The organism is Psychromonas sp. KJ10-10 (assembly GCF_047323245.1).
Lineage (GTDB): Bacteria > Pseudomonadota > Gammaproteobacteria > Enterobacterales > Psychromonadaceae > Psychromonas.
The window spans coordinates 3,013,118-3,038,251 of sequence record NZ_CP178826.1; the positions used below are offsets into that span (position 1 = coordinate 3,013,118).

At 36.5% G+C, this 25,134-nt stretch carries 24 protein-coding genes, 1 other RNA gene and 2 pseudogenes; 7 read left to right on the forward strand and 20 right to left on the reverse strand.

Translation table 11 applies throughout. From position 1 onward, the window contains the following. Positions 1–9: 9 nt before the first annotated feature. The 6 genes from ACLKMH_RS17335 to ACLKMH_RS17360 form a co-directional block, all read right to left on the reverse strand. A complete protein-coding gene (locus ACLKMH_RS17335; protein WP_413699247.1) occupies positions 10–984 on the reverse strand; it encodes an immunoglobulin-like domain-containing protein in 975 nt (324 codons plus the stop codon). Next, positions 959–1,144: an immunoglobulin-like domain-containing protein gene (locus tag ACLKMH_RS17340; protein WP_413699248.1), complete on the reverse strand. Its 186-nt coding sequence runs from the start codon at positions 1,142–1,144 to the stop codon at positions 959–961. The genes ACLKMH_RS17335 and ACLKMH_RS17340 overlap by 26 nt, the downstream gene beginning before the upstream one ends. Then, positions 1,110–3,551 (reverse strand): Calx-beta domain-containing protein, encoded by a 2,442-nt coding sequence (locus ACLKMH_RS17345; protein WP_413699249.1) that lies wholly within the window; start codon positions 3,549–3,551, stop codon positions 1,110–1,112. The genes ACLKMH_RS17340 and ACLKMH_RS17345 overlap by 35 nt, the downstream gene beginning before the upstream one ends. Beyond that, positions 3,535–7,425 carry a beta strand repeat-containing protein gene (locus ACLKMH_RS17350; RefSeq protein ID WP_413699250.1) on the reverse strand — a complete coding sequence of 1,297 codons (3,891 nt, stop codon included), beginning with the start codon at positions 7,423–7,425 and terminating at the stop codon, positions 3,535–3,537. The genes ACLKMH_RS17345 and ACLKMH_RS17350 overlap by 17 nt, the downstream gene beginning before the upstream one ends. A gap of 350 nt (positions 7,426–7,775) precedes the next feature. Then, positions 7,776–8,066: an RnfH family protein gene (locus ACLKMH_RS17355; RefSeq protein WP_413699251.1), complete on the reverse strand. Its 291-nt coding sequence runs from the start codon at positions 8,064–8,066 to the stop codon at positions 7,776–7,778. Between the two features lies 1 nt (position 8,067). Then, on the reverse strand, positions 8,068–8,505 hold the full coding sequence (locus ACLKMH_RS17360; RefSeq protein WP_413699252.1) for an SRPBCC family protein: 438 nt from the start codon (positions 8,503–8,505) through the stop codon (positions 8,068–8,070). Between the two features lie 137 nt (positions 8,506–8,642). Here ACLKMH_RS17360 and smpB point away from each other — a divergent pair. The 7 genes and pseudogenes from smpB to ACLKMH_RS17395 all read left to right on the forward strand — a co-directional run. Continuing rightward, positions 8,643–9,122: pseudogene (gene smpB, locus ACLKMH_RS17365) on the forward strand (SsrA-binding protein SmpB); the annotation flags it as partial. Positions 9,123–9,268: 146 nt separating this feature from the next. Beyond that, positions 9,269–9,622, forward strand: a transfer-messenger RNA (tmRNA) gene (ssrA, locus tag ACLKMH_RS17370). Between the two features lie 162 nt (positions 9,623–9,784). Beyond that, positions 9,785–10,207, forward strand: coding sequence for an integrase arm-type DNA-binding domain-containing protein (locus ACLKMH_RS17375; RefSeq protein ID WP_413699253.1), 423 nt, complete (start codon positions 9,785–9,787; stop codon positions 10,205–10,207). Beyond that, positions 10,168–10,566 (forward strand): tyrosine-type recombinase/integrase, encoded by a 399-nt coding sequence (locus ACLKMH_RS17380; protein ID WP_413702388.1) that lies wholly within the window; start codon positions 10,168–10,170, stop codon positions 10,564–10,566. Before ACLKMH_RS17375 ends, ACLKMH_RS17380 begins: the two co-directional genes overlap by 40 nt. Before the next feature lie 34 nt (positions 10,567–10,600). After that, positions 10,601–11,029 (forward strand): tyrosine-type recombinase/integrase, encoded by a 429-nt coding sequence (locus tag ACLKMH_RS17385; protein WP_413699254.1) that lies wholly within the window; start codon positions 10,601–10,603, stop codon positions 11,027–11,029. 861 nt (positions 11,030–11,890) lie between these two features. Next, positions 11,891–12,145 carry a helix-turn-helix transcriptional regulator gene (locus tag ACLKMH_RS17390; protein ID WP_413699255.1) on the forward strand — a complete coding sequence of 85 codons (255 nt, stop codon included), beginning with the start codon at positions 11,891–11,893 and terminating at the stop codon, positions 12,143–12,145. 214 nt (positions 12,146–12,359) lie between these two features. Further along, positions 12,360–13,361 carry a DNA-binding protein gene (locus tag ACLKMH_RS17395; protein WP_413699256.1) on the forward strand — a complete coding sequence of 334 codons (1,002 nt, stop codon included), beginning with the start codon at positions 12,360–12,362 and terminating at the stop codon, positions 13,359–13,361. A 627-nt stretch (positions 13,362–13,988) separates the two neighbouring features. On the opposite strand, the gene ACLKMH_RS17400 is transcribed toward ACLKMH_RS17395, so the two are convergent. The 14 genes and pseudogenes from ACLKMH_RS17400 to ACLKMH_RS17465 form a co-directional block, all read right to left on the reverse strand. Beyond that, complete coding sequence (locus tag ACLKMH_RS17400; protein WP_413699257.1) at positions 13,989–15,398, reverse strand: hypothetical protein; 1,410 nt, start codon at positions 15,396–15,398, stop codon at positions 13,989–13,991. A gap of 1 nt (position 15,399) precedes the next feature. Further along, positions 15,400–16,071, reverse strand: a complete 672-nt coding sequence (locus tag ACLKMH_RS17405) for a hypothetical protein (protein ID WP_413699258.1) — start codon at positions 16,069–16,071, stop codon at positions 15,400–15,402. After that, positions 16,068–17,012, reverse strand: coding sequence for an asparagine synthase C-terminal domain-containing protein (locus ACLKMH_RS17410; RefSeq protein ID WP_413699259.1), 945 nt, complete (start codon positions 17,010–17,012; stop codon positions 16,068–16,070). Before ACLKMH_RS17410 ends, ACLKMH_RS17405 begins: the two co-directional genes overlap by 4 nt. A gap of 77 nt (positions 17,013–17,089) precedes the next feature. Next, complete coding sequence (locus tag ACLKMH_RS17415) at positions 17,090–17,530, reverse strand: hypothetical protein (RefSeq protein WP_413699260.1); 441 nt, start codon at positions 17,528–17,530, stop codon at positions 17,090–17,092. Positions 17,531–17,533: 3 nt separating this feature from the next. Further along, entirely contained in the window at positions 17,534–17,893 is a 360-nt protein-coding gene (locus ACLKMH_RS17420) for an NADAR family protein (RefSeq protein WP_413699261.1), read from the reverse strand. A gap of 280 nt (positions 17,894–18,173) precedes the next feature. Next, the gene (locus ACLKMH_RS17425) at positions 18,174–18,665 is read right to left on the reverse strand and encodes a hypothetical protein (protein ID WP_413699262.1); all 492 of its coding nucleotides are present in this window, start codon (positions 18,663–18,665) and stop codon (positions 18,174–18,176) included. 8 nt (positions 18,666–18,673) lie between these two features. After that, a pseudogene (locus tag ACLKMH_RS17430) lies at positions 18,674–19,272 on the reverse strand (GTP cyclohydrolase II). Positions 19,273–19,339: 67 nt separating this feature from the next. Beyond that, a complete protein-coding gene (locus ACLKMH_RS17435) occupies positions 19,340–20,320 on the reverse strand; it encodes a hypothetical protein (protein WP_413699263.1) in 981 nt (326 codons plus the stop codon). A gap of 4 nt (positions 20,321–20,324) precedes the next feature. After that, positions 20,325–21,218 (reverse strand): NAD-dependent epimerase/dehydratase family protein, encoded by an 894-nt coding sequence (locus tag ACLKMH_RS17440; protein ID WP_413699264.1) that lies wholly within the window; start codon positions 21,216–21,218, stop codon positions 20,325–20,327. Beyond that, positions 21,191–22,003, reverse strand: coding sequence for a hypothetical protein (locus tag ACLKMH_RS17445; protein WP_413699265.1), 813 nt, complete (start codon positions 22,001–22,003; stop codon positions 21,191–21,193). Before ACLKMH_RS17445 ends, ACLKMH_RS17440 begins: the two co-directional genes overlap by 28 nt. Before the next feature lie 685 nt (positions 22,004–22,688). Beyond that, entirely contained in the window at positions 22,689–23,030 is a 342-nt protein-coding gene (locus ACLKMH_RS17450) for a helix-turn-helix domain-containing protein (protein ID WP_413699266.1), read from the reverse strand. Positions 23,031–23,147: 117 nt separating this feature from the next. Beyond that, positions 23,148–23,708, reverse strand: a complete 561-nt coding sequence (locus tag ACLKMH_RS17455) for a recombinase family protein (RefSeq protein WP_413699267.1) — start codon at positions 23,706–23,708, stop codon at positions 23,148–23,150. A gap of 199 nt (positions 23,709–23,907) precedes the next feature. Continuing rightward, positions 23,908–24,033, reverse strand: a complete 126-nt coding sequence (locus ACLKMH_RS17460; protein ID WP_413699268.1) for a hypothetical protein — start codon at positions 24,031–24,033, stop codon at positions 23,908–23,910. A 177-nt stretch (positions 24,034–24,210) separates the two neighbouring features. Next, positions 24,211–25,059, reverse strand: coding sequence for a hypothetical protein (locus ACLKMH_RS17465; protein ID WP_413699269.1), 849 nt, complete (start codon positions 25,057–25,059; stop codon positions 24,211–24,213). Positions 25,060–25,134 lie beyond the last annotated feature (75 nt).

The following is a 25,134-nucleotide window of genomic DNA, read 5'->3' on the forward strand; positions in this document are numbered from 1 at the left end:
GCAATATAGTCATCTGTAATATTGACAGTAATAGTGGTTGTTGTTGAACCTGCTCGCTATTGTACCTGAACCACTGATCGCTTCATAATCACTGCCAGCCAATGCACTTGCTGTATCTGCAGATGCAAAGTCAAAAGTAACATCATCAGTTGTTGTATTACTTAGTGTTACTGTAAAGACCATGGTTCCAGCATCTTCATCTACAGTGACATCATTAATGGTAAGACTCGGAACTCCTTCATCATCAATGATGGCAGTTTCTACAGGCGTTGTATTTACATTTGTTGTTTCGAAACCACCGCCAGTTATCGTACCAGTGAGTTCTACTTGATAGGTTTCACTTCCTTCAGTTATGGTATCTTGAAGGGTATTTACTAAGAAAGTAACACTCGAAGTATTAGCAGGCACCTCTACCAGCATTGTATTTGTAACTAAATCGCCCGCATCCGTAGTAATATGTCCAGTTTGAACTTCTACTTGCATAGTCGTTGTCGCTGGCTCATCGAGAGTAATTGTGTAGGTAGCAGTGCCACCTTCGATGACTGTGTCATCCCCCGAAAGAACAACGTTTACAACATCTTCATCAGATTCTGTCCCAGGTGTTGTATTATCATGTATGGTTGTAGCAACTGTGCTTGCAGTTGTATCTACTGAAACACTTTCAAAGCCACCACCAACGGGATTAGAAATAGATACATTGTAAACTTCATCACCCTCTGCATATACATCATCGATAGTGGCAACATCAAAACTAACACTCGAAGCATTTGCAGGAATTTCAACAGAGACAGTGTTTGTTACAATATCTCCAGAGCTAGCTGTTGTGTATGAATATGTGATATCTACACTTAATGTCTCTGTCGTTGGGCTATCTATCGCAACTGTATATGTTGAAGTATCACCTTCATTGACATCTGACGTCCCCGTAATACTAACAAGAGCCGTCTCTTGATCATCTTCATGTTCCTGGCGTTTTATCATCATGTATAGTAGTAGCTACAGTATCAGTTCCAAGAACAAGGTTCTCTACACCACCACCCTGTGGATTAGAAATGCTAACACTGTAAACTTCATCACCTTCTGCATATACATCATCTACTGTTGCCACGTTAAAGGCAGTCGCTGTAGTTGAACCGGCAAGCAATAATAACTTGAACAGTATTTGTGACAACATCTCCAGTTGAAGCTGATATGAATGAGTAAGTTACATCAACACTCATATCCTCCTGAACTGCTTTATCCGCTGATACTGTATATGTTGCGCTGTTTCCTTCATTTACATCAGAGTCACCAGCAATGCTTACAGTAACTGTGTCTTCTGCACCTGGAATAGCCTCATCTGTAATCGTACCGATACCTTGCGCATCTACTACAACTACATTTGCAGGAACAATATTTTCTAAATTGATTTCAAAGGTTTCAGGGTTTTCTGCGATGTAATCATCTGTGATATTGACTGTGATTGTGGTTGTAGTTGAACCAGCTGTGATTGTGCCAGAACCAGTAATTGCTTCATAATCACTTCCGGCTAATGCACTACCATTATCTGCAGAAGCAAAGTCAAAGGTAACATCATCTGTTGTTGTTGTACTTAAAGAAACAGTAAACGTCATTATTCCTGCATCTTCGTTTACTGTTACATCATTGATACTAATAGCTAACTGGTCGTCATCTATGATAGTTGTGCTAACAGGAGTCGAATCCACATTGATGGTTTCAAAACCGCCACCGGTCGTTGTGCCGGTAAGAGCCACAGTATAATCTTCGTTTCCTTCAGAAATCGTATCTTGATTATTATCTACGCTAAAGCTAACACTATCTGCATTTGCAGGTACAGTAACTACCATAAGCGTTGGGATTAAATCACCATCATCTGTTGTAGTGTGGCCTGTTTGAACTTCAACATCCATAGCCGTAGCTGTTGGCTGATCCAAATTAATGGTATAAGTAGCGGTTCCGCCTTCATTAACGCTAATATCACCATCTAAAGTGATATTGATAACTTCATCATCTGTTTCAGTATTTGGAGTTGTATTATCAGAAATGACAGTGTTAACTGGCGCAGTATCTACATTTACGGCTTCAAATCCACCTCCTGTTGTTAGACCAGAGAGTGTTACACTATATGTCTCATCACCTTCAGCGTAAGCATCATCATTATTATCAACAGTGAAGCTAACTGAGTCCGTACCTGCGACTATAGTTAATGTCATTGTCTCTGCAACTAGGTCACCACTATCTGTTGTAACATGATTAACAATGACGTCTATGTCCATATCTGTAATAGCTGTTTGACTTAAAGTAATAGTATAAGAAGCTATTCCGCCTTCTAAAACACTTGTATCTCCAGCCAAAGACACGTTTACGGTATCTTCAATGCCTTGTGTTGGCTCATCAACAATAATGCCTAGCCCAGTAGAATCTGAGATAGTTGCATTTATTGCATTAGAAAGAACAACATCAAATGTTTCTGCTCCCTCAGCTATAAAGTCATCATTTATTGGAACAGTGATAGTTTGAGTTAACTCGCCCACAGCAAAAGTTAAACTACCATTTACGCCAGTATAATCTAAACCTTCCGTTGCCGTTCCAAAAGTGCCATCAGAGGCATAATCAACATTTACAACAGATGAAGAAGCATTTGAAAGCGTCACTGTAAATGTCATAGACCCGGCATCTTCATTTACTGTTACGTCATCTATGCTTAATTCTGGTTCTCCATCATTATCATTAATAACAGCAGTTCCTGTGGAAGATACATTTGTCGTATCACCAGCAGTTACTGTCGCTGTTAGTGTAAAGTTCTCAGCACTCTCATCAATCGCATCATCTATAGTTGGAATACGAACTAATACAGAGGTTTCACCAGCAACAATCGTTGCTGAGGTCGCATTTGTCCAGGTTACACCAGCATCGGTTGATACTTGCATGTTGGTCGCATCGAAATCGGAGGCAATCGCTGTGCCCGTCACGCTAGTTAAGTCAACGCTTACATCTTGTGTAGATGGATTAGATAAGCTCACGGTAAATATTTCTGCTTCACCTTCTGTTGCATTAGCAGAGCTCACCGATAAGCTTGGCTGATCACCTTCTTTATCTCCCGGTGTTGTGCCATCTTCATCGTTGATGATACCTACACCTTGGTTATCAGCAATTGTGGCATTTACTGGTGACGATAAATCAATAGTAAAGTTTTCTGAGATCTCATAAATATCATCATCATTCACACTGAGTGTGATAGTTTTGCTCGTTTCGCCCACTGCGAAGGTTAAAGTACCACTATCATTTTGCACATCAGTGCCAATAGTCGCGGTACCAGAGGTTGTCACATAATCAACGCTCACAGCTGATGCTGATGGATTTGAAAGGCTGACAGTAAAGGTAATAGTACCAGCATCTTCATTAACAGTTTGATCATTAATACTAATGCTTGGCGCGCTATCATTATCTAGAATGGTTGCAACACCAGTTGAGCTAGCATTACTGGTATCACCTGCAGTAACTGTTGCAGTTAAACTGAAGGCTTCTGTTTCTTCAGCGACGACTATCATCCACAGTTGGAATACGAACTAATACAGAGGTTTCACCAGCGACAATCGTTGCTGAGGTAGCATTTGTCCAGGTTACACCAGCATCGGTTGATACTTGCATGTTGGTCGCATCGAAATCGGAGGCAATCGCTGTGCCCGTCACGCTAGTTAAGTCAACGCTTACATCTTGTGTAGATGGATTAGATAAGCTCACGGTAAATATTTCTACATCACCTTCAACGGCACTCGCTGTACTCACCGATAAACTTGGCTGATCACCTTCTTTATCTCCCGGTGTTGTGCCATCTTCATCATTTATGGTACCTGTACCTTGGTTATCAGCAATTGTGGCATTTACTGGTGCCGATAAATCAATAGTAAAGTTTTCTGAGATCTCATAAATATCATCATCATTCACACTGAGTGTGATAGTTTTGCTCGTTTCACCCACTGCGAAGGTTAAAGTACCACTGTCATTTTGCACATCAGTGCCAACAGTCGCTGTACCATCGTTTGTCACATAATCAACACTGACAATTGAAGTCGAAGGATTTGATAAGCTAACGGTAAAAGTGATAGTGCCTGCATCTTCGTTAACTGTCTGATCGTCGATCAAAATACTTGGTACAGCATCGCTATCAATGATAGTCGTCGTTATCGCATTATCACTTGTAGATACTTGCACATCCTCTAACCCACCCGAGGTAACACTATCAATAGAAATAGTGAAATCTTCACTGCCTTCAGCAAAGCTATCGTCAATCGTGGTGATATTAAAAGTTGCAGAGGTTTCACCGGCTAAAATAACCACACTGTTAACAGCCGTGTAATCATTACCGTCGGCATCTGTTGTGGTGTAATTAAAGCTAACGGTTAAATCGCTGGTCGGTGCTTCTGTAATAGAAACGGTGTAATCCGTTGTTACATCACCTTCGACAACATTACTTGGGCCTGCAATACTGACAATGGCCGTATCAGAATCTGGAGTGCTTGGGACAGGTTCATCGGAAATAGTTGTTGTGATCGCACTATTGGTTGTTGAAACTTGTAAATCTTCTAAACCACCTGAGGTAACACTATCAATAGAAATAGTGAAATCTTCACTGACTTCAGCAAAGTTATCATCAATCGTTGTGATGTTAAAAGTTGCAGAGGTTTCACCGGCTAAAATAACCACACTGTTAACCGCGGTGTAGTCATTACCATCAGCATCGGTTGTGGTGTAATTAAAGGTAACGGTTAAATCGCTTGTCGGTGCTTCTGTAATAGAAACGGTGTAATCCGTTGTTACATCACCTTCGACAACATTACTTGGTCCTGCAATACTGACAATGGCAGTATCAGAATCTGGAGTGCTTGGGACAGGTTCATCGGTGATTGTTGTTGTGATCGCACTATTGGTTGTTGAAACTTGTACATCCTCTAAACCACCGGAGGTAACACTATCAATGGAGATAGTGAAATCTTCACTGCCTTCAGCAAAGTTATCATCAATCGTGGTGATATTAAAAGTTGCAGAGGTTTCACCGGCTAAAATAACCACACTGTTGACAGCGGTGTAATCATTACCGTCTGCATCGGTTGTGGTGTAATTAAAGCTAACGGTTAAATCGCTAGTTGGTGCTTCTGTAATAGAAACGGTGTAATCCGTTGTTACATCACCTTCGACAACATTACTTGGGCCTGCAATACTGACAATGGCCGTATCAGAATCTGGTGTACTTGGTACAGGCTCATCGGTAATAGTTGTTGTGATCGCACTATTGGTTGTTGAAACTTGTACATCCTCTAAACCACCCGAGGTAACACTATCAATAGAAATAGTGAAATTTTCACTGCCTTCAGCAAAGTTATCATCAATCGTAGTGATATTAAAAGTTGCAGAGGTTTCACCCGCTAAAATAACCACACTGTTAACAGCGGTGTAATCATTACCGTCTGCATCGGTTGTGGTGTAATTAAAGGTAACGGTTAAATCGCTAGTTGGTGCTTCAGTAATGGAAACGGTGTAATCCGTTGTTACATCACCTTCGACAACATTACTTGGGCCTGCAATACTGACAATGGCCGTATCAGAATCTGGTGTACTTGGTACGGGCTCATCGGTAATAGTTGTTGTGATCGCACTATTGGTTGTTGAAACCTGTACATCCTCTAAACCACCCGAGGTAACACTATCAATAGAAATAGTGAAATCTTCACTGCCTTCAGCAAAGTTATCATCAATCGTGGTGATATTAAAAGTTGCAGAGGTTTCACCGGCTAAAATAACCACACTGTTAACAGCGGTGTAATCATTACCGTCTGCATCGGTTGTAGTGTAATTAAAAGTAACGGTTAAATCGCTGGTCGGTGCTTCAGTAATAGAAACAGTGTAATCAGTTGTTAGCTCGCCTTCGACAACATTACTTGGGCCTATGATACTGACAATGGCCGTATCAGAATCTGGTGTACTTGGTACGGGCTCATCGGTAATAGTTGTTGTGATCGCACTATTGGTTGTTGAAACTTGTACATCTTCTAAACCACCCGAGGTAACACTATCAATAGAGATAGTGAAATCTTCACTGCCTTCAGCAAAGTTATCATCAATCGTGGTGATATTAAAAGTTGCAGAGGTTTCACCGGCTAAAATCACCACACTGTTAACAGTGGTGTAATCATTACCATCAGCATCGGTTGTGGTGTAATTAAAGCTAACGGTCAGATCGCTGGTCGGTGTTTCAGTAATGGAAACGGTGTAATCAGTAGTTAGCTCGCCTTCAACAACATTACTTGGGCCTGTGATACTGACAATGGCCGTATCAGAATCTGGTGTGCTTGGAGCGGGTTCATCTGTAATAGTTGTTGTAATAGAACCATTAGTCGAAGAAACACGAACATCTTCTAAACCACCGGTGGTAACACTATCAATAGAAAGAGTAAAATCTTCACTGCCTTCAGCAAAGTTGTCGTCAATCGTGGTGATATTAAAAGTTGCAGAGGTTTCACCTGCTAAAATCACCACACTGTTGACAGCGGTATAATCATTACCGTCTGCATCGGTTGTGGTGTAATTAAAGATAACGGTTAAATCGCTGGTCGGCGCTTCTGTAATAGAAACGGTGTAATCAGTTGTTAGCTCGCCTTCGACAACATTACTTGGTCCTGAAATACTAACCAATGCAGTATCTGTATCAGGATCAGTTGGCACAGGTTCATCTGTGATGGTAGTCGTAACAGAACTATTTGCATCCGAAATTCGCACATCTTCGAGGCCACCAGGTGTTACGTTTTCGATTGTTAAAGTAAAGTTTTCACCAGCTTCTACAATATTATCGTCGTTAGTAGTTATATTAAAGTTTGCTGTAGTTTCACCCGCTAAAATAACTACACTATCGACAGCCGTGTAATCATTACCATCTGCATCGTTTGTGGTGTAATTAAAAGTAACCGTTAAATCAGTTGTTAGTGCTTCTGTAATTGAAACCGTGTAATTTTCTGTTACCTCACCTTCAACAACGGCGCCGGGACCAGTTATACTCACTGTGACTGTAGTGATAACATTTTCAGTTGTTGATATCGTTACATCCTGTTGCGCGAAATCAAATCCAGAGGTTTGGTAATTAGACGAAGCAATAACTTCTAGCCCAACTCGATCAAAATTAACAGCAGAAGAGCGCCCTCCGTCTCCTGTTTCACCAGCGACGGTTTCAACATCATCTATGAGTTCATCGCCGTCTTCGATAGCATCTTGAATCTCTTCAATTTCAGCAAGGATTTGTTGATCAACTTCAGGAAGAGATTGCTCTTGTTCTTCAATAGATTCATTAATAATGTCTATTTCCGAAATCAATTCATCATCCTGTAAGTTTTCATCTATCGCATCTTTACTGTTGTTAACGCTATCGTTCATGATTCAATCCTTTAGTCACACTTAATTAATTTCCGACTGCATTTTATAAAAAAACTTGATTATCAGTCGGTTAAGAGGCATGCATTTATAATAAAAATAGATATTTTAATTATACCATATTTAACAATCTATGTTTAAAAGTATACCATAAATCTATTTTTTTCAAGTTATCTTAAAAATCACAATATGAAATCATAAGTAACTGAAAAATATATTTTATTTTTTCAAAAAAAGGCGGTGATTCTATTATTTTGTTGCTTATACAATAAGCGTTATAAATTATATTTTTTTAACATAAATAACAGAATTTTCACAAAGAGATATTTAAGCGGGAAAATAGAAAAAGGTGGTTATTTTTTAGCCATTTTAGCTGCGCGTAACTTGCGCATTTCCTTTGGATCAGCGATTAGAGGACGATAAATTTCAATCCGATCACCATTTTTAATAATAGTGTCTAACTTTTCAGGGCGACTAAAAATCCCCACATTTGCAGTATTAGGATCAATTTCAGGAAAGTGTTCGATAATACCAGATAAAATTATACCCTCTTTAATGCTAGTGTTTGGGGGAACTGACACTGACAACAAAACCTGCTTATGTGGCAAGCCATAAACAACTTCAATCTCAATCATTTCATTCATATTATCTAACTCCATAAACAACTTTGGCTCGCTCTGAAAATGACTTAACCATAGATCCAACTAATTCATTAAAGATACGACCAAATGCAATCTCAACTAATTTGCTACTAAATTCGAATTTTAAATCTAGATTAACTTTACAAGCATGTTCATCAAGTGGTAAAAAATGCCAACCACCTCTTAAATACCTAAATGGTCCATCAACAAGATTCATTTTAATTTCTCGACCCTCTGACAAACTATTTTCTGTCGTAAAAACCTGTTTAATCCCAGCCTTAGAAACAGTCACTGAAGCGTTCATTTTATCCCCGATATGAGTAATAATTTTTGCATCGATGCAACCAGGCAAAAACTCAGGATATGCATTTACATCATTTACTAACTGATACATTTCGTCTGCGCTATACATCAACAACGCACTACGGGATACTTCTGCCATCAATAAATCTCTCACAAAAAACAATAAGTTTACACTAAACAACAAATAAATCATAAATTGAAATAGCATTTTCAATTTAATTAAGGTTACAATGCTTTTCAATTTTAACTAAGGTAAACATGCCAGATTATGGCTAAAAAAACTCAAAAACTAAAAACAATGATAATACAATTGCTCGTAACAAACGTGCAAGTCATGAGTATCACTTAGAAGAACGCTTTGAAGCTGGTCTTGAATTACAAGGCTGGGAAGTAAAATCATTAAGGGCTGGTAAAGCCAATATAGCAGACAGCTATATTTTCTTAAAAAATGGTGAAGCTTGGTTATTAAATGCTACCTTCCCTGCTTTAATTGCAGCTTCATCACATGTTGTTTGTGATCCCCTTCGTTATCGAAAACTATTATTAAAACGTCGTGAGCTCGATAATTTAATTGGTAAAGTAGAACGCCAAGGTTACTCCATTATTCCAATTTCGTTATATTGGAAAAAAGCATGGGTAAAAATATCTTTTGCATTAGCAAAAGGTAAACAAGCTCATGATAAACGAGCAGATGTAAAAGACCGAGAATGGAAAGTTCAAAAAGAACGCATGATGAAACACGATACACGCAAGTAATACTAAATTGGTTAAAAACTAGCAAAGTTAACACGTAACGAGTTAATAAATAGCAAATAAATGTAATGAAGAATAGATAATACTATCTTCAAGTAAATTGATTTGTTAGTATCGCCTCGTAAACAAGTTACTGCGTTTACCACTGTGGGGATGATTTAGGACTCGACGAGATTCATGAAACCCAAGGTGCATGCCGAGGTGACGGCTGGCCTCGTAAAAAGCCGTCAAAGTTATAGTTGCAAACGACGATAACTACGCTCTAGCGACTTAGGCTAGCTAGCCTTCCACCCACGTTTCTCCTATGGGCAGGGATTCGGAAGGTCATTTACATTTGGATAGCGAGGGAACCTTGTTCGAGGGTGAACCGCGAAATAGTATCGGACTCGCTTTTTGATATCCTGTCTGTCGGAGATCAACGAGTTAACCAAAAGGCAGACTAAGCATGTAGTACCGAGGATGTAGGTTTTTCGGACGGGGGTTCGACTCCCCCATCTCCACCACCTATAGGTCTTTTACAGACCAACTAAGACCCGCAACGCCAACTACCACGTGGCTTGCGGGTTTTTTTATGTCTGTAAGGTCCATTAACGTTCCGTGACATTCTCACAAAAAAGCAATACAATAAGCAATACCAACCTTAAAATAAAAAAGTGGTATTGCTTATGGCTAAAGTACTCCCTCTCAACGACTCAGAAATTAAAGCGTCAAAACCAAAGGATAAAGCATATCTAATCCGTGATGGGGCTGGCCTACAGCTCTTAATAAAGCCAAATGGTTCGAAGCTTTGGCAATTACGCTATATAAACCCTCAGACCAAAAAACCAGCATTGATGGGCTATGGTGCATACCCAGCGATCTCATTAAAAGATGCAAGAAAACTACGAACATCAGCAAAAGAGTTACTTGCAAAAGGACTTAATCCTAAAGAAGAACGCGATGAGGAAGCCCTACAGAAAGAAATTGCACACAACAACACACTTATATATGTTGCTCACCAGTGGATTGAGGTAAAAAAAGTGAAGTTTCAAAAGGTCACGCGATCGACATATGGAATTCACTTGAACTTCATGTTTTCCCTCAGTTAGGTAAGATACCGATTCATACACTAACAGCCCCCAAAGTTATCAGTGTGCTAACCCCTCTAGCGAAAAAAGGTACATTAGAAACAGTTAATCGTTTATGCCAACGAATTAATACAATCATGGTATATGTCGCCAATGCAGGACTTATTGAACATAACCCTTTAACAGGTATTAAAAGTGCTTTTAAAAATCCAGTAAAAAGACACATGCCAACAATAAAACCTCAAGAACTACCTGAGCTTATGCATGCACTTAATACTGCTAGTATTAAAATAATTACTCGTTGTCTCATTGAATTTGAACTACATACAATGTGTCGCCCCAACGAAGTGACTTGGTGCCAAATGGAAGGAGATCGATGAAGAAAATCTGCTATGGACTATTCCAGCTATTCGCATGAAAGGTAAAGCAAAACATAAAGTAAAACATGTTATCCCACTAACAAAGCAAGTGATGACAATTCTTGAGTTCATTAAGCCTATTAGCGACCACCTTGATTTTTTATTTCCTGGAGATAGAAACCCAAGTAGACATACCAACAATGAAACAGCAAATACAGCACTAAAAAGGATGGGATTCGAAGGTCGATTAGTTGCACATGGCATGAGGTCAATTGCAAGTACAGCACTCAACGAGGAAGGTTTTAATAGTGATTTAGTTGAAGCTTGCTTGTCTCACGTTAATGGCGATGATGTAAGAAGAGCTTATAATCGTTCTGAATACTTAGAACGACGAAAACCTGTTTTAATATGGTGGAGTAACTTTATTAGTCAGGCCGCAGAGGGCTCTGGTTCAATTGGAGATAAAAAACATTTTTCGCTTTAAGGGCGAATGCCTCTAATTCTTCTTTTTTCATAATTACCTATCCTTAATATGATTAAGTTAATGATAGGTAATTACACAGATTTCAGAACAGGGTCCATTTTGGCTGTCAATAGCAAAAGTGACCGCTTAGCGCCCCTATGTGACCGTTTAACGACTTTACTGTTGACATAAAAAAACTTTGAAAGTAATGTCTTTTTATTGGTCTCAATAAATTCTTTTGCTAATAGAAATAATAGATTATTTTATCTTATTATCTATTTGAATGGTTAAATTCTCTGCACAGCAGAGGTAAATAAATATATTTGTTAACAAACAACAGCTTCCTATTAAAATTTTTTTAAATTGTCATAAAAAATCATTTAGTGTCCTTTTAATATAAATATTCGATAATATATTTATTCCCTTCTATGGCACTACTCCAATACATTTTTTACGTGTCTACATTTTAAATACAGTTGTCTATTCGAAACACTCTAGTAAAAGATCTTACCCATAACTTTGAAAACTGCTTTATCCAGTTGCCCCTACGGTTTATATAACGAAAAATTGTAATTAGGAATGCTAAAGACTTCCCCTTTAGGAGGGTTTAAATAAATTAAATGCCTTTTAGTAACTTAAACCCCCTTGAACATTAATGACTTAAATTTGACATTAAAAGCGTTAATCAAAAAACTCATAAAACATGGGCACTTACTACATGACAAATTTCAACTAACTGTTATAAAAGCACTTATTGACATTTCATCATATTCACTTCGGGTTTTTATTGTGTATTATAGCTGTATCGAGTGCCTAAAAAACACTCACTAATCATTTATCAGCGATTAAAAAGACACCTGGTAAATTTATTTGGATCAAAATATGGAAGCAATACAAAAAATACAAATTATTAGAGCAAAAGAAGTTCATCAAATACTTTCGATTGGGCGTTCAAGTCTTTACAAGCGAATCGAAGATGGCCTCCTCCCTCCCTCTGTGAACCTTGGCGGTCGTGCTGTTGGCTTTGTTGAGAGTGAAATACAACTTGTCTTAAAAGCGCTAGTAGCAGGCAAAAAACAAAACGAAATTAAACAATTAGTTGTAGATCTCGTCAATCAAAGACAATCGTTGCTTTAGCACTTTCAATATAGCGATGTGAAGTACGTTCACTTAATAGATAACTTCATCGCATTATTAATAGAAAAATAAAAGTGTCATAAATATTACACTCTTAACTACGCATATTGAAAGTAGCAACCTTTTCGTAGGGTAACGGAAAATACCGGAAACACTTGTTTCCCGTTTCCCTACTTAATCTATTCTAACCATTCAAAAAAATAAGGTTTAAATAATGACAGTAAAAACAAACATTACTTTTGAACAAGTTTCAAAAGTCTGTTCAGACATGATTCAAAATGGAATACAACCATCTGTTAGGTCAGTAAGGCAACTTACTGGAGGTAAAACAGAAACAGTATCAAGTTTTCTTCGAGATTTTCATAATAAAAGAGATGGTGAAGTTTCAAAGATGTCAGATGAGTTAGGCAGTAGTCAAATTGCAAAATTATTAGCTAGTGAAGTTCAAGTTGTCGTTGATCGTAAAACAAATTCATTAACAGAGATTGTAGAACGTCAAAAAAGCCAAATAGCAGAAATGATTGAGATACTTGCTGAAAAAGAAACGGAGTGTCAGGATCGAATCGAACTTACAGAGATGCAATGTAATCAAACTGTTAATGGTATTTCAGAACAATTTGAAAAGAATAAGGAGATTATTGCAATAGCAAAAATGGACAAAGAAAAGGCTATTGAAAAAGTTATTGCTACACAATCAGAAGCAGAACAAACAGTCTCTTCAGAAAAGCAAAGATCAGAAGCTTCTATTGAGACTTCAAAATCAGAAGCAAAGTATCTTATTCAAGTAGCAAATAAGCGACTTGAAAAAGCTGAATTAGAAACAGTTTCATTAAGAGAGCAAGTTAAATTACTCACGGTAGATGTCGCGAAACAAGAAATTAGACAAACACAATATGAACAAGCCATGGCACAATTAGAAGAATTACAACGAGAAACATCAGATAAGAAAATGATGGTGGTTCAACTACAAACCGAGCATGTGGCTTTAACTAAAGATAATGTACGACTTGAAGCAGATCTAAAAGAGTCAAAAACAAAAGTAGATCAACTAAGTCATTCTCAAGTTCAGTTGATTGAAGTACAAAAACAACTTTCTCAATCCCAACGTGACTTTTCACAGGTACAAAGAGAAAGAGATTCTTTATCTCAAGCACTAGAAAGTATTAAATTTAGAGGAGAATTAGAACTAGATAGAAAAGATCATACCTTAGTATAATTAGTTATTTAAAAGGTTTCTTACGAGATTTTGACGAATACCATGTAAAAATTAGGCTGTGTGAGCTTGGTGTGTACAACCTCAACTTGAACGACTTTCAATTGCCTTTGAAAACGGACTAATAGCTATGTATTTAATTTTGAATCTAGAGAAGTTAACAGAAGAAGAAGTCAGATCTAAATTGAGAGAATATAATTTTGAGTTGCCTGCAAATTTCGATTTTAAACAACATACTGAATTAACATTCTGCATCAAAAAAGAAAAATAACTGAAGTTATAAAGAAGCCTTTTCGGTGATGATTAGCAGTAATATTATAGAGATGAAAATATTATTAGAAAGACATTTTGAAGCCTAATGAGTGCGAATATATGAAATTACCTGTGCTTATATATTTCAATAACTTGCGATATTTTGGTTTTAAAAACCACTTTAAATACCATGCTATTATATATGCATTTGTCCCATATTTGGCCCATTAAGAAAAAGAAAGGAAGTCAGTATCCATAAGGGCTATAAGCAATATATCAATGCTTATATATTGCCTGAACAGCAAAATAAAGCAAGGATATATTAAAGTTGATATAAATAAACGAAATTTAAAACTTTACATTTCTGAAGACCAATCATCAAAAATCAGTTATTTGTTCCACAATATTGTTTAAGAAGAAGTCCAAATCTTTAATTTTATCAATCGAAAATAGCATTTTTTGGATTTTTTCAAGGTTGTCCAAACTCACCCACTCCCTAATTGAGCTGAGTGTTAATGCTACGCTATTATCATCTGTCTTTAACAAAGGTACCAATTGATCCAACATTGAATTAATGACAATGAAATTTTCTTTATATAACTCTAGTCGCTGATTTATGTAGTCGAAATATAACTCGGATATACGGTCAATTCTTTCATTTAATAATTCCCAATTATAATTAGGGTTACTTTCAAAAAATGAACTCATTGCGAAGCATAAAGTGCAAGCACCTCTTATTTCGCCGACGGTTTTATTGAAACAATAAGAAGTACTTGTTCCGATATATCTATGATGATTGATAGGAAATGAAACTGACTGAACATTTAATTTGTAATAATACTTATTGATAATTGCCCAAATCATATCTGACCGCCTATTCTCTTTACCGTCGGTAAGTAATATAGTGTTCGGAGTCATGGTTAAAGCTTTAGAGGTCAATATAAATGTATTACCACCTCTATTACAAGATGGTTTTGACTCTTCTAATGGCCTGGAAGGTAAATCCATTATCAATGGTCTTAAATATGGCTCACCAGTTAAGACCTTATAGCTATCTCTTATAAGTCTTGCATGCGCATCACCAACCTTTTCCCCTTTATACTCTGGAACAACCCAATATGGTTTAACTAAATGATCGGTATGTTTACGACTCAGATCATAATAATAATCAGGGTATAACATTCTGAACTTTTTGTTTTCTTCACTCCTGTCGGGTAGTTTACTAAATGCGGGTAGGTCAGCTAACCAATATAAATTATGAAGTAAATCATTTAATTGAACTCTAATGCCATGAGCGACAGGGTTTGGAGAACCTCCATTAAAACCACCAATCAGAACATCTACTCCTTCATGTTTGAAGGCAGGTAACCAGGTTAAATATTTCTCGGCGGTAACCGGGATTGTCATATCATCATCTAAAATCCAACCGAATGAGGTAGTTACCTCACTCATTCTTGCACCAACTAATTTTTGAAGTGTTGAACGCGCTTTTCCAATAGGAAGAATACCCTCAGACTTATCACTCTCTGTAATCGTAAATTTAACAATATCAGTTCCAGTAAAAGTTAGTTGGAGGAGATCAGTTAATTCTGCTGTATTAGCCCCATTTGAAAGTAACCATACTTCAATAGCTTTTAAATACTTTAACTCTGATAATTTTCTTATATCATTAATCAATGGCTTAATTTGAGTTACAGAACCACTAATAACACCAACTATTAGCGTATAGGGTTCACACGGGTAACTATTCAAATTATGCGTACCATTTTTATTTACTTTATTCTTCACATTAATTCCATTTTGAAGGCCATGATAGTGAACTCAGGTCAAAATTAAATTCTTCTGAGAGTATGTTTTTACCCTTGTTAATTAACTTAACCTTTTTCACTTCAACCCCAGATTCCGAATAAATTTCTAAATCAGTGTCACGTAGAAATAGAAACTTTTCACCGACTATTTGGGCAAACCTTAGCTTTCCAGTAAAAGGATAGGTCTGCTCAAATCGGCAACCTATATCTTTCAATATTTCTTCTTCGCATTTTGACACGAAAGGAATGATTTGCGACAACCTAGTCACTGAGTTTCTGGTTTGAAATAGCTTGATATGATCAGAGCAAATTCTCGATTCAAATTTAATTCCATAGCTCTCATACATAGTATTTTCAAAAGTAGGAAATAACTTAATCGAAGGCCAGCCATTCCCGACATCAGCAAAGTACTCATCATCATTAATAATTATTTTAAGGAGGCGATGACAATCTTGCCCATTAATATAAGAAGAATGGAGTATTACAATATATCCCTGTGACTCTAATTGTTTTTTTACAGAAAGAACTTTATCGGAACAACTCCCACCTTTAAGTTTAACTTTGGGGGAATCTTCATTAATAAAGTGCAAAGTATGAAATGGTTCATTTTTAAAAGCATCTAAGATAATATTCTCTACTAATTGAATACTCATGACTTATGAACCACACTTCTGTTTGCAATTACAGAATCAAAACAAGGGTAAGAATGAAAATAGTGATCTAATGGATAGTGTGGATAAATTTTTTCCCATATTCTTTTGAGTACAATTTTTTCACTTTCATTATCACGAGTTAAATAGTTAACGACAATCTTCCTTATTCCGTCGCCTACATCTGAAGATGTTTTTTTACGCCATACTATTTCCTTTGGTAAATAGTTTTCGAATGCTTTGCGTAATATATATTTATTCATCGGTACGGTGCCATAAATAGAATAAAGATCCTTATGTTCCAAGCCGTGCGCAAAAGAATAAACATCTTTATCTAGATAAGGAAATCTTGCCTCAATGCTATTATTCATGCAAGAAAGATCAACTCTTCTGAGTTCCGTAAAATTCATATCACTTAGTAGATTATCTTTAAATAATCTCCAATCATCATCTATATTTTGATAATTATACCCGCCAAATAGCTCATCAGCTCCTTCCCCTGAAACTATGATTTTCAAATTATCTTCCTTTGCCGCTTTTGATAGCAAGTGGGTGCATATTCCATTACTAATAATTGATGGATTGAAACTTTCAGTGCTCCTTACAACCTCCTCAATCAAGCAAGGGAACTGTTCTCGTGACGGTAAGGGAGTGATACGATAGTTTATTATGTCTAGGTGCTTTACCAGTAACTTTGCGACTAGCAAGTCATCTGATTTACCATCTTCACCCAATAAATAAAATATTGCGTTAGCATTAAGGGAGATTAATATTTGAGCGAGTATAGAGCTATCTAACCCACCACTTAGAAAAACTCCAAACGGGGTATTGTTAGCAGGGATTCTTTTCTTTACTGATGCGATTAATAGTTCTCTCAATGATTCACCAGGTCCAATAAGAGGGAGTTGGTGAGACGATATTCTTTTAACATTTCCAGTAACCATGTCAATTTCACATACCCCCAAGGGTATAACTTGAAAACTGTCAAAATAAGGAATTGATTTCAACTCACTGGTGATAATTACTTTTTTCCACTTTTTACAATAAATAAGCCTTTTTTGCCTAAATAATCTCGAAGTGTAAGTAACTTCTGTGTCTGTTTATCGAATATGATTCCACTATAAAACCCATCCATATGATTGATAATATTTTCTTTCAATACTTCATAGAAAGGTCCTACGACATTAGTATCTGCATCACCCGAATATTTCAATTTATACCTATCACGTATTTCCTTATGGTTGTATATCTCACCATTTATCATAGAAATACATTCATCAGTTACAATTGGTTGCATTCCTAATTCACTTGGGTCATTAATCGCTAGCCTAGAGAACGCCATTCTAACATTCTCGTTTTGATAATAACTTATGCCGTCAGGGCCTCGATGCTTTAACTTATAAACCCAACTAGTTAATTCATTTTCTAGAACATGATTATTAGTAACTATAATTCCACACATAGTTTAGGACTCACATTTACTATTTATATCGCAACGCAACTTCATCAACATATGACCCAACTTATTTAACCCCGAACCATCCCCAGGATCTCCCCAATATGTATCATTAGGGCTATATTCAACAATAGTCTTAGTACCTGTAGCAATAAGTAATTCTTTTAACTCTATATGCTGTGAAAACTTCGCTTTTAAAGCCTCCGTCATTACATCGCACTTAATATCATGCCAGTTTTTCACCTGTGCATCTAAATTATTCAATGCAATTTCCTTTGCCGCCACAGGCGACAGAGTCAGTCTAATTTCTTGCTGTATCTCATGTACATCAAATTTTTTGCCTGATAATAATGCTCCGTAGTTCTCCATATTTGGCCCTCCATATAAATAGGATGGTTAGAAAAGTTTGAAAAATAACCATACGCTTGGTCTACATCGTGAAAGTAAATATTATCTTGAGGGCTGTGTGGGTAAGGTAATGAGTAATCAATGGATTTTCGGAAATTTAAGGCTAATTCACGGCGTAGTGGGTTCAGTAGATATGTTCGCATACTTTTTTCTTCAAAATATATTTCTAATAATTGTAATGCTCGAAGTAAGCAGTCATTCGAGTACCCATTCAATCTAAACTCATTATCAATTGAATAATTTACTCCCCCTCTCCCGTAAGTCCGGAAGAAAAACGGATTAAATCGGCTGAAGTGACCTGATTAGCATGTTTGAAATAACACAGTAGGTGAAGTACTTCACTATTTACAAGTGAAGTATATTGAAAATTCCCATTAGTGAGGAAGCGATCATTGAATAAGCTTTTAAATAACTTATGTGCACTATTAGTTCCTCCAATTACAATTTCAGGGCCCATATTATTAATTGCATGACCATCAAATAATGTAACGATCACTTTACCTGATATTACCCTTAGTTGATCCATTGTATTGACAGGGGTTACCTGAGTAATTATATATAAATCAGCTTGATAGCCGTTTATTATTGATAACAACACCGACACTGCCTTAGGTACAGAAGTCTCTTTTGACTCAACACAGATAAATATAACGCTGTACTTATTACCTTTAATGCAAGTTTCAATACCAGGAACTAATTTTTCAACCCGTTCCTTTTTAATACGATCTCCCAAATAACCTATCATTCTTTAGGGCTTAATTGAATTTGGTGATCTAGTTTATTGTTTTTTGAGTACAAATAATCCATATTTTCATCTCTAACAATAGGTTTAATGCTGATTGTTTTATCGACTAAAATATCATTGTCGCTTAGATAATCTACCTTTCTCGGGTTATTAGTAATAAGTCTCACTGATGAAATATCTAGCTTTTTCAAAAGCTTTACTACTGAATCATATTCCCTAATATCTTGTTTCAAATTTAGCTGTTCAAAGGCTTCCACCGTATCAAGACTCTGCTCTTGCATCATACGAACAGCCTTAATTTTTTTGAAATTCCATGGCCTCTTCCTTCTTGATTAAGATAAATAATCACGCCATTTTTATTCTTTGCAATTAAATCCATTGAGGCATTTAATTGATCTGAGCAATCACAATCTAAACTTCCAAATATTTCAGATGCAGAACATGAGGAATGTACTCGAAGTAAAAGTGATTGTTCTAAATTCACTATTTCAGAAAAACTAATTAATGTCAGTCCATCTATATTTGCATCATACATTTTGAACTTGCCAAATTTTGTTGGAAGTTCGCACCAATTTGAAAAATTAATATTATCCATAATCCCTATCTTTTAAAGTACCAATTGATTAAATCATTACAACCATTTGTAACTGCAATATCCCAAACTAAGAAGGTAAATGTGCTTTTTCAAATGGTAAAATTGAAAATATTTTTGCATTTCTTGCGCCTAATACATCTACGCTAATAGCTTCTTGCTTTTCATCAAAAGAAATATAAGAAACTGTTGTTTCACTTTTATTCGTCTCTTCTGAATTCCATCGAGCATAATAATCAGCATTAGTCTGTCTAATTTTTGTCGTTCCAACTAAAAAGCCATGTTTGAGAATACAAAGTCCTCTCGTCCAACCAGGGGGAACTCCCTTCTCACGCAGGTTCCATTTTTTAATTACTTCATGCGATATGGGGTCACAGGCCAGAACCTCACCAGGGACAGTACTCACCCAAATGCAATTCATTTTTTTGGGGGCATAATGATCGATAAACCCCTCATGAGGGGGGGCAGAGTACTCAGGGGAAGCCCAACTCCAATCAGATAAATTAACAATCCTTCGCTGTCTTACAAAGGTAAGTAGCATATTTCCCTCTGGTGAACGAGAGCAGTGATTTGCATGCATAAAGTGTGGCTTGGAATCAAACGTTCTAAATTCCGCTGTAGAATTTATTCTGAAGATATTCCTCTCTTCACTAGTAAGAAACTTTCGTTCCTTTAATACTCCATCATAATTAAAGTAATCGAGCGACTCTAACCCCGTGTTAACAACATATAACCCATTTTCCTCTGCAAGAACATGATGGAGGTCGTTAAATAAAGGGTCGTCAATAGTTTGTATCAGTTCAAAATTTTCTAAAGAGTATGCTAAAACCTGATTTGAACTGCATATCCAAAGTAAATTACCGTTGATGCTTCCCCCTGCAAAACCTTTATTCTTTACTCTCAACTCAACCGCTGGAGGCTCTGTAATCAATAATGGGGTAAAGCTCAACAAAACACGATTACTAGTCTGTTCTAGTGTTATCTTTCCAATGTAGCCTTCTGAGCTACCATCAAAAAAACCACCTGTTATCAAAAAAGTTTGTTTATACATAATATTAGCAATTTACAACTTCTAATTGAGCTTTTACTTCATCGATGCAATTTAATAAACCAGTGTAAATATCCCACTTAGGCTTCCAACCAAAGCTTTGAAGAAGATCTGAGTTTATTATGCTTGATGTTATTTGCCCATTTCTATCATCAACGTTAACAGTGTCTGATTGTTTACCTGTTACTCTATTTATGATGTCGATTAACTCATTTACTGAATAGCCTCTATCATCTGAAATATTAACTATTTTGGGGCTATTTTTAGTATTTAAAACGGTCATGATCCCCTTAGCTATATCACTAACATGTGTATAACACCTAGTTTGGTTACCATTTCCATGAATATATATTGTTTCACCACTTAGATTTTTATTTAAAAAGATACTGGTAGCTAATGTACTTCGCATATTTGGTCCATAGAAAGTAGCAAGCCGGAGAAAAGTATATTGACCACCGGTATTTTCTATCAATTTTTCACCCTGTAATTTTGTTTCTGCATATAATTCAGTGGGCATACATGGGCTATTTTCATCTGAAACTGCAATTCCATTATTTCCATAAGCACAACATGTTGAAGCATATAGTAATCTGATGCCAAACTTTTTACATGCTTCGGCAACGTTTCTAGTCCCTTCTATATTTACTCGCTTACAGTGTTCAGGGTTAGAATCTGCTTCATATAGATCAGCAACAGCGACTAAATGAATACATACATCACAATCAAATAACTCCGCTTCAAGTTGCTGTAAATTAAGAATGTCTTGCCCAGAAGATATATCAAACTTTTTTAATTTATAGCCTGAATTAATAACCTCTTCACAAACATATTCACCTAGGAAACCGAAACTTCCAGTCACAAGTATGGTTTTTATCATTTCCAAATCTTCCTGTTTATACAATATGATTTACTTCCTACTCCTGTTTCCTTTTCTAAACCAAATTGAAAATAAAATCCCTGTTCACAGGCCATCGTAGATATTGAGTTATTCCAACGCCCTTCCGGCCATGCAATCCAAGGGACGTAATTCATTCTCCTCAATAAAGCTAAGTCTTCAGCAAATTTAGGCTCAAGGCTTTTACTTGAAAAAATACGTAGATCGCAATGTGAAGAACCATGGTACCCAATAAGCCAGCCATTTAAGACTAAATGGCGTATCTCGCTAGCATTTAGCATTTCTTCACATGCAGGATTGATATCAATCCCCGCCTTTACCAAAATTTCTCGTTGTGCATTTTCAGGTAGCAACTTCAATGAAGTTCTATTAAAGCCATATTTACTTTCTAGTTCATTTGGATTTAAATTGTATTTTGAACACCAAGTGTACAGAGAAGTTAATGGTAGAGGTCTAACATCATTATTCAATTGGTTTCTGGTTAGAAATAGAACCGGCTGGATGTCGGGGAAGTTTTTTAATATTGGGACTGCTAGCAATACATCTTTATGCCCATCATCAAATGTGAGTAATGCTTTTTGTTGTAAATTGAAGTCCGCATTTGATTTGTGCACTCGAACCGACAAAACGGAAAGCTTTTCTTCCATTTTTTGTATAGAGAGACTCATTCCAATCTCATATTGAATTTTATGAGCACCTTCAATTGGAATAGCTTCATGTAAACGATGTAAACACGGTACTTCGTCAAGCCACCAACAACTATCTTGTTCTAATCTAGTATCAAAAAACAAACCACACTCAATAAAATCTACAAAAATATTATCTTATTTTCCCTTAAATATTAATAAGTAACAAATTATTTTGCTTTTACATTTAAAAATTTATTTACTCCACTAAAAACACATAATAAAAATCACTTACACTTTGCACTCTGTTTACATTCAAGGCTAAAGCTAAGTAACAAAAGATTCGAGTAGATAAACGAATACTTCCCGCTAGATAAGATGTTTAAACACACTGATTTTTAAAAATGATTTAGGAATATAATGAAAATATCAATTCGTATCCCACACAAAGCTAAGTATTTATAAATGACAATTCTCTTAAGAAAACGAAGGCGTACTTCTTCACGATTTAAATTTCCCCCTCAATTTAACTGGTGCTAAATATTCTGGCCTAATTGAACTGGACACTTTTATTTTGGATAATACTATCTACTATCGAGGTGAAGTATTTACTCTAACCAACCATTCTAATCAAATGTAGCGCGTTTTTGATTAGAATAAGCATCTTATTCTCATCATTTTTATACTCGCGATAAATTTTGAACAGCATTGTTAATAATCTATCCATTTATACGGCAGTTGAGTCGCGGAATAGTTGACGTTACAGACTTCAAAAGTACAAATAAACTCTAAGGATCTTTGTATCCTTTCCGAACCAGAAGCATACAAATGAGTGACAATCTTACTTAAATCACTTTTTTTGTTGCTCCATGCGAAATCTAATTGCTTCAATTGGATCAGGAGTAGCAATAGGATAATTTTCTTCTTCAAACGTATGAATCAATGTTACTAAAGTATCTAACTCGTCAGCCTCTGGTGAGTTTGGTAGAGCTCCCCAAAGTTCTTCAACACGAGCTAAAGCTTGTTCATTCTCCTCAACTGTTTTGATTGATTTTGTACCTCGACTTTCCTCACTTCCAAATTCTTTTCCAACTGGTCGCATTTTATCCCATTCTTGAGCCTCATCATTCATTGGAATATTTTTATCGCATTTATTAAGCAAGTTTTGTAATGTAAGTTTAGATTTAGTCATTAGAAGCCTCGTAGTTTTTAATCTATATAGCATACAAACCAAGCATTAGGTAATGTTCAATTTGTTCTATCTTGTAATGTGCACCAATAGCGATATGACCACAATTTTTAATGATAATTAACTCTTCTTGTATCGGTAATAAGTTGCCCTACTCACATTAGACAACTTACATGCTTGAGCTATGGTAAGCGCTTTACTAGATATAAACTCATCAACCCTCTGGCACTTGAGTAACGTTTGAGGACTTGCCTGCTTACCTTTATACAGTCCCTCCTGCTGTGCACGTGCAATACCGATCAATTGCTTTTCTAGCATTTGCTCACGGCGCATCGTTGCAACTGACGCCAACACTGTTAAAACCATTTTTCCTGTTGATGAAGTAACATCAATCGAGCCTAGATCATCAATTATTATACCTACACGGCGTTCAGCCATCTCTTCCACAAAATTGATAACTTCCATGGTATTTCGACCAATACGAGATAGATCTTGAACAATTATTGAATCCCCACCTTTTACCGTTTTTTTCATGGAAATAAACTCAGGTCGATCTAGGTCTTTACCCGACTGTTTGTCGGAAAAAACATCATCCACTACATGTTTTTGTAATAGTGAGTCGATCTGTTGCGTTACATTTTGATCTGTAGTACTCGTTCTCGCATAGATATATTTGCTCATTAGCGCCCTTCCCATACATTTGTCTCTTATAGACTTATAAGATAGTTTGTTTCTTTTAAATTGCCAACTTTCTATAAGGAACATTTATTGATTGATTCATTAGGGGGTAGTTAAAAAAGACAATATATTGAGCGTACTTGTATGTGGTCTGGCTATCTTCGTCACAACGTGACGGTAAAAAAATGAAAATTTTTGACCGTTAACTTAAATGCCCTAGCTGGCAATTAACATATCTGAGTGCAATATGGAACTCTCGATAGACTTTGGCTAAGCCAGATACATTACTTTGCACGCCATATAATACAGCCGCAAACATACCAATCATGCCATTTACCCCAAGCTTGTGCTAACAATTGCTAAGGGTAAGCTCGTGGATGTCGCTCTACAGCATGTTAGCCACCGTAAGAATTCAAAGACATCCCAAGAACACTCTTTAAACTTTCGAGCCTTTAGTAAGTGATACAGCCGCTGTCGATTTTCTTATCTAATCGTGTGGGATTCATTAGTGCCCCCACATACTTTGTAACCAATTTAATCGCTGTTCAATCATTGGAATAAACTTCTCTATCCAAAATGAACAATCTATTCCTCCACTACTCATCCCTCCTCTAGCAAAGCGACTTATACAGAAATCTTCTCTCTTTTCTAGTGATTCTCCTGTTAAAGCATGAAATGCTGATTTTATTATACCGGCTAAATCTGAAGGATTTTCTGGAACTGGTACATAGCATAATGCTTGCCGCATTTCCATCCAAAGAAACAGATCACCACGAAGTCCGAACTGTTCTGGTGCAGGATCAAATAAATCTGAAACAACTGCCCACTCTTTTTCAATAGGCGTTAAAGCTGACTGAGCAGAAAATTCACTGAGTATGGGAAAAAATTGTGACTTCCAAAATTTTGTATCTACCTGAAGTTCGTAACCTTTAGCTGGGCTAAATACAACTTTCTTAGATGATGTTATGTACGTTCCTGTTAATGATCTAAATGAAGCTTCAATTTTTTTAATCAATTTATCTGCTTTTTCAGGACAAGGATCCGTGCCAAAAGATCCGATAAAACGATCAGCTAACACTTGGTTACCGTCGTATGCGTCAAATAGATCTGGTTTAGAAGCAATAACCTTTCTAATTAATTGAGCAATCGTAAGTCGTCTCTCAGTAAGTGCGTAAACTAGATCCGCACGTTCAGGATGGTTTATAGTCGCGATATTAGATGCTGTTAGCCCTTTATCCGTCGTCTTAATTCGACAATCAGCTCCTAAACTTAACAACAAACCAATAACCTCTAGTGTTGCTCCATGCCATGCGGCTTGATGTAAAGCTGTATATCCGTTCGATTGACTCTGCACATTTACATACCTTGGATGTTCCCTCAACATACGAATCAACATTTCCCACTTACCTTGATATGCCAGTAAGCTTAT